Below are 373 nucleotides of genomic sequence, written 5' to 3' on the forward strand. Positions count from 1 at the left end.
CCGTCGACGGCATAACCAAGCGGACGCATGCCCTTCGGGGCACGCCCCTGCATAGCGCGCTGTCTCTGCGCCGCAGACTGACGGGCGCTCTTGCGCTCCATCTCGGCGCGCGCCACGGCGGCCTTGATGCGTGCGTACATGCGACCGCCGTCGGTGGAGAGGTCCGCGTCGCCGTTGGCCGTTACGAGGGCGAGGCCGCGAAGCTCGGCGGCGTCGATCCAGTCCTCCAGCTGCCGCGGCTGCCGGGTGAGCCTGTCGAGGTCGTAGCAGATGATGGCGTCGAACCGTCCGACCAGGTAGTCGGCGACCATGCGGTCGTAGTCCGGACGGATCGCGGACCGGTCGGTAGCGCTCTTCGACTGGTCCACATAGG

General features: G+C 69.2%; 1 protein-coding gene. It reads right to left on the minus strand.

The window, feature by feature from the left end; all coding sequences use genetic code 11:
• On the minus strand, positions 1-373 hold a 373-nt coding region (locus tag ACT3SQ_RS19340; RefSeq protein ID WP_444601634.1), incomplete at both ends, for a recombinase family protein.

The sequence above is a fragment of the Brachybacterium sp. AOP42-C2-15 genome, from assembly GCF_052377065.1.
Taxonomy (GTDB): Bacteria; Actinomycetota; Actinomycetes; order Actinomycetales; family Dermabacteraceae; genus Brachybacterium.